The sequence below is a fragment of the Stackebrandtia sp. genome, from assembly GCF_035643755.1.
Lineage (GTDB): Bacteria > Actinomycetota > Actinomycetes > Mycobacteriales > Micromonosporaceae > Stackebrandtia.
Map to the genome: position 1 here is coordinate 1 of NZ_DASQPW010000173.1, position 5,537 is coordinate 5,537.

Here is a 5,537-nt window from a genome sequence, read left to right on the forward strand (position 1 = left end):
GGCCCGGTGGGACGGGCGGATGAGTTTTTCGCGCAGTCTTGCGTTGCGTCGGCGGCCTTTGGAGAACCGCACACCCAGGTCCCAGGCCTCAATAATCGATTGCTGTGACATCACCAAACACAACGCCTCAAAGAACGGAAATGGGGGAAAGGTCCGCGGCTCCGGCATCCGGGCCGCTCGCCGTGATCAGTTTACTGCGGTGGATTGATCGCTATCAGACGGCGACCTCGCCGGGTGGACGGTAAGACTGGTCACATCGGCCGGCGGGGTCTGTCGATGCGGAGGGCTCGGCGGTCCCGTCGGCGGCGCGGGGCCGGGGCGCTTGGCGGACGGGCCGAAGACGCGCCGCACGACCTCGTCGCACGGGTCGCCGGGTCGCCAGTCGCCGAAGCGGTGCCGCAGGTTGTCGGTGACCTCGAAGATGTAGTCCCTTTCGGACATTCGCCTCAGGTGCTCGTCGAGCAGGTGCCGGTCGTGCGCCACGGGCCCGATGCCCTCCCGCGTCAGGTCGGTGGTCACCCGCCCCGTCGCCGAGAACTCCGCCCAGTCGGGGAGGTACAGCACGACGGGCAGCCCCGCGACCGCGCGATCGACCAGGGCGCCGCGATAGTCGCCGACCACGATGTCGGCGGCGGCGTACAGGTCGGCAACGTCGACGGTGGCGGGAAGGCGTTGGGAGACAAGCACTCCGTCGCCGTCGGCGCGCCTCACCACGCCGCCGTCGCCGATCGCCAGCGCGGTGGTGCCGGGCAGCAGGCGTTGCACATGGACGACGTCGAACTCGGGCGCCGCCATGCCGGGCGGGCGCGCGGCCGGATGGTGGCAGAGCAGGCGGGCGTCGGCGGCCAGCCCGAGCTCCTCGCGCACCCGCTTGCGGCGCTCGTCGTCCGGCTCGATCGCTCGGCCGGGCAGCCCGAACTCCAGGGTGTCGGCGCGGATCTGGAACGCCCGGTCGACGATCTCGCTGGCGTGACGGTTGGGGGAGACCACGAAGTCCCAGCGGTCCAGGCGGGCCAGCAGCCGCTCCACGTCCTCGGCGCCGCGCCCCTCCAGGCGCAGCAGGTCCAGCCCGATCGCCTCGATCGGTGTCTGGGACAGGACGCGGACGTGGGTGGTGTCGCGCCGCTTCACCACGAACTCGTCCAGCTCGAAATCGGTGATGACGTGACCCGCGCGGGCCAGGGCCCGCAACGCGGCCGCGGTCCCCGGCTTCGCCGAGACGTCGTCAGGGCGCGGGGCGGTGGTCAGCCAGACGCGCCTCAGCTCGGGGTACATCTCGGCCAGCTGCGCGTCGATCGCGGCGCAGGCGCCGGACGGTCGTCCGTAGCCCTCGGTGGCGAAAACCACCAGCTTGTCCTTTGGCGACAGTCGACGCTGGAGGGCGTAGTACGGGGCGGCGGCGCCGCCCGCGCCGAACAGGCCCCTCACGCGCGCCATCGCGGACTTGAACGTGGCCAGCCGCCCGCGCCGGAACGACCGTCCGAAGGGGTGCCCCCAGCGCAGCCGGTTGTAGCCGCGGCGCAGCACGCGCGTAGCCAGATAACCCAGGTACCAACGATGCTGGAGCAGGAAGTGCTTGGTGCCCTCGGCGCCGCTCGGCCGGACGTAGCTCGGCCCCGGCAGGCACGTGGAGAACAGGTTCGCCACCCGATAGAAGAAGCTGCGCCGCGACACCGGCATGACGCGGTCGTCGTTGCCGAGCACCTGCATGCAGTGCCACAGCATCCGGTGGAACACGGCGTGCCGGATCGGGTCGTCCACCGGCGCCTCGATGGTGTCCCACACCCGCTCCCACTGCATGAGCACCTCGAAGTGGCGGTCGCTGGAGGTGCGGGTGACCGAGCCCGAGCGGCGCTGCCGGTAGTGGTAGCCGGGCCGGTTGAGCAGCGTGATGTGCTTGGCGGCCAACAGCAGCGGGTAGGTCCACGGGACGTCCTGGTACCAGCCGGCGTGGAAGCGCAGCCCCAGGTCGACGAGGAAATCGCGGCGCACCACGCGGTTCCAGGTGGTGTGGGTGTAGCGCGCGATGGCGGGCCACTCGGACAGGTTGAACGCCTCGGGGGGTTCGTTGTCGCGCAGCAGCCCGGGCAGGTCGCTGCCGAGCAGGTCGCCGGTCTCGGTGAGCCGCTGGTAGTCGAAGACCAGGACGTCGGGTCGCGCGTCGGCCTCGTAGGTCTCGAGTTTCGCGACGATGCCGTCGATCGCGTCGGGGGCGACGCGGTCGTCGCTGTCGACGAACCAGACGTAATCGCCGGTGGCCGAGTCGAGACCGAGATTGCGGGCGCCGCCGCTGCCGATATTGTGGGGCGTCCGCAGCGCGCGCACCCGGGAATCGGTCGCGGCGTATTCGGCGAGTATCTGTCCGGACTGGTCGGGCGAGCAGTCGTTGACGCCGATGACTTCGAGGTGTGGATACGACGAGGCGAGGATTGAATCGAGACACTCTCGAATGAATCCTTGGACGTTGAAAACGGGCATGATAATGCTGATCTTCAGCATGGAACGAGCATAACGATGCCGCGATGAACAGGGAAGATGTTGATTTTCGGCGTGGCCCGAATGAACAGCGGGTAAATGCGCAGGTAGCGGCGTCGCGGGGGTTGCCGTATGCGCGCATCTGGCCCGAAAATCTCGCGTTTTCGCTGGTCAGCACGAGTTGTCCAACAGGTGAATTCTCCGTTATCAATCGGCTGAGATCCCGCCGATTTCCGGGCCCCAACGACAATTCGCTACATGTTGTAGTGTGAAAGGGATGCCGTGGTCGCGGAGTTGTTTCGCGCCCTCGAATTCCGTTGATGAATATCGCGTGAATGCAGTTTGTACATTCGTGGAATTGCTCGGGAACAATGCAATTCTCACGGCGGCGAGGCCGTCGATTGATCGCGGGGATTGTTAATATCCCGAATGCGGAAGTGGTGTCCGCCTTTCATCCGCCATTGCGGCCCCATCTCAAAAAGGACCATCGCGTGAAGAATGAACCCGTGCCCGCCGATCTCGTCGTCGTGGGCCAGGGCTACGTGGGACTTCCCCTGGCTCAGATGGCCACCGCCGCCGGTCTGCGCGTCGTGGGTCTCGACCTGACGCCCGCGCTGGTGGAGCGCCTCAATTCGGGGCTGTCCCATGTGGACGACATCAGCGACGCCCAGGTCGCCGAGATGATCGCCTCGGGCTACCGCGCCACCTGCGACGAGGACGCGTACGGCCAGGCCAAGACCATCGTCATCTGCGTGCCGACCCCGCTGTCGCCCGAGGGCGGCCCCGACCTCGGCGCCGTCACCGCGTCGGTGCGCGCCATCGCGCGGCGCCTGACGCCGGGAACCCTCGTGATCCTGGAATCCACCACCTACCCGGGCACCACCGAGGAGGTCGTCAAGCCGATCCTGGAGGAGGCCAGCGGCCTGACCGCGGGGGTCGACTTCCACCTGGCCTTCTCGCCCGAGCGCGTCGACCCCGGCAACCCGCGCTTCGGCATCGCCAACACCCCCAAGGTGGTCGGCGGGCTCACCGACGAGTGCGGACGGACCGCCGCGGAGTTCTACGGGCGCTTCATCGACACGGTGGTGCGCGCCCGCGGCACCCGCGAGGCCGAGATGGCCAAGCTGTTGGAGAACACCTACCGCCACGTCAACATCGCGCTGGTCAACGAGATGGCCATCTTCTGCCAGGACCTCGGCGTCGACCTGTGGGACGCCATCGCCTGCGCGGCCACCAAGCCCTTCGGCTTCCAGGCGTTCAGCCCCGGCCCCGGCGTGGGCGGGCACTGCATCCCCATCGACCCGAACTACCTGTCGTACAAGGTGAAGACGCTGGGCTTCCCGTTCCGCTTCGTCGAGCTGGCCCAGGAGATCAACGCGCGGATGCCCGACTACGTGCTGCGGCGCGCCTCCGACCTGCTCAACGACGACGCGGGCCTGGCGCTGCGCCGCTCCAATGTCCTGCTGCTCGGCGTCACCTACAAGGCCGACATCGCCGACCAGCGCGAGTCGCCCGCGCAGCCCGTGGCCGAGAAGCTCCTCCACAAGGGAGCGAACCTCAGCTATCACGACCCGCACGTCGAGGACTGGACCGTGGCGGGTCGGCGGGTCGACCGCGTCACCGACCTGCCCGCCGCGCTGGCCGCCGCGGATCTGACGATCCTGCTGACCAACCACGCCGACTACACCCCCGAGCTGCTCGGCGAGCACGCCCGCCTGCTGCTGGACACCCGCGGCACCCTCCGAAAGTCCACAGGAGACGAAGAGGGCCGCGTCACCAACCAGCGGCTGCGCAAGGGTCTCACCGTCTTGTAGGCGCCACCGACCGACGGCCCGCGCCACGCGCCAGTCCGCCCACCCGCCACGTCCACAAGGGAACGAATGTCCGTCTCGCTGGCCTCCAAGCCCGCCACCGACCGCGCCGCCGAACCCGCGGGCATCACGTTTCGCCCCGACATCGAGGGGCTGCGCGCCGTCGCGGTGGGCGCCGTCGTCCTGGGGCACGCGGGCGCGCCGTTCTTCCACGGCGGGTACGTCGGCGTCGACGTCTTCTTCGTCATCTCGGGGTTCCTCATCACCTCGCTGCTGCTGCGGGAACGCCTCGGCACGGGACGCATCTCCATCAAGGGCTTCTACGCGCGACGGGTCACCCGCCTGCTGCCCGCCTCGGCGCTGGTGGTCGCCGCGACCCTGGTGGCGTCCTGGCTGTGGCTGCCCGCCACCCGCTTCGCCTCGATCGTGGGCGACGCCCTGGCCAGCGCGTTCTACCTCGTCAACGACCGCCTCGCCGTCTCCGGCACCGACTACCTCAACGCCGACGCCGCTCCCTCGCCGCTGCAACACTTCTGGTCGCTGGCGGTGGAGGAGCAGTTCTACTTCGTGTGGCCCGTGCTGCTGATCGTGTTGACCGTGGCGTGGAGGCACCGCACGTCGATCCGCCGCAAGCCGATCGCGGCGGTGCTGGCCGTCCTCGTCGTCGTCTCGCTGGCGATCAGCGTCGTCCAGACCTCCGCCTCGGCGCCGTGGGCGTACTTCGGCACCCAGACCCGGGTCTGGGAGCTGGCGCTGGGCGCCCTGGTCGCGGTCGCCGCGAACCGGCTGTCGGCGATCCGTTCGGGCCCGGCCGCCGCGCTGACCTGGTGCGGCCTGGCGGCGGTCGCGGTGTCCGTGCTGTGGTTCGACGACGCCACCGCGTACCCCGGGTACGCCGCGGCGCTGCCCGTGGTCGGGGCGGCCGCGGTGATCGCGGGCGGCTGCGCGCGCCCCCGCGGCGGCGCGGGTCTGCTGCTGGACACGGGCCCGTTCCAGTTCCTCGGCAAGATCTCCTACGGCTACTACCTGTGGCACTGGCCCGTCCTCATGATCGGGCCCGCCGCCCTCGGCGTCGCGGCCTCGCTGAAGGTGAACCTGGCGCTGGTCGCGGGCGCCCTGGTGCTGGCGCTGCTCAGCTACCACCTCATCGAGAATCCCGTGCGGCGCCGCAAGATCCTGAAGCAGAAGCCGTGGCGCGGCATCGGACTGGGCGCGGCGCTGTCGGCGGGCACCGCCGCCATCGCCGTGGCG

3 protein-coding genes are annotated in these 5,537 nt (G+C 69.5%); 2 read left to right on the forward strand and 1 reads right to left on the reverse strand.

Annotated features, from left to right (window positions below):
• Positions 1 to 186: 186 nt before the first annotated feature.
• Complete coding sequence (locus VE172_RS13020; protein ID WP_324802256.1) at positions 187 to 2,499, reverse strand: bifunctional glycosyltransferase/CDP-glycerol:glycerophosphate glycerophosphotransferase; 2,313 nt, start codon at positions 2,497 to 2,499, stop codon at positions 187 to 189.
• A gap of 539 nt (positions 2,500 to 3,038) precedes the next feature.
• On the opposite strand from VE172_RS13020, the gene VE172_RS13025 reads away from it, so the two are divergent.
• Together VE172_RS13025 and VE172_RS13030 are read left to right on the forward strand one after the other, a co-directional pair.
• A complete protein-coding gene (locus tag VE172_RS13025) occupies positions 3,039 to 4,289 on the forward strand; it encodes a nucleotide sugar dehydrogenase (RefSeq protein WP_414715094.1) in 1,251 nt (416 codons plus the stop codon).
• A gap of 66 nt (positions 4,290 to 4,355) precedes the next feature.
• On the forward strand, positions 4,356 to 5,537 hold a 1,182-nt coding region (locus tag VE172_RS13030), incomplete at its 3' end, for an acyltransferase family protein (protein ID WP_324802262.1).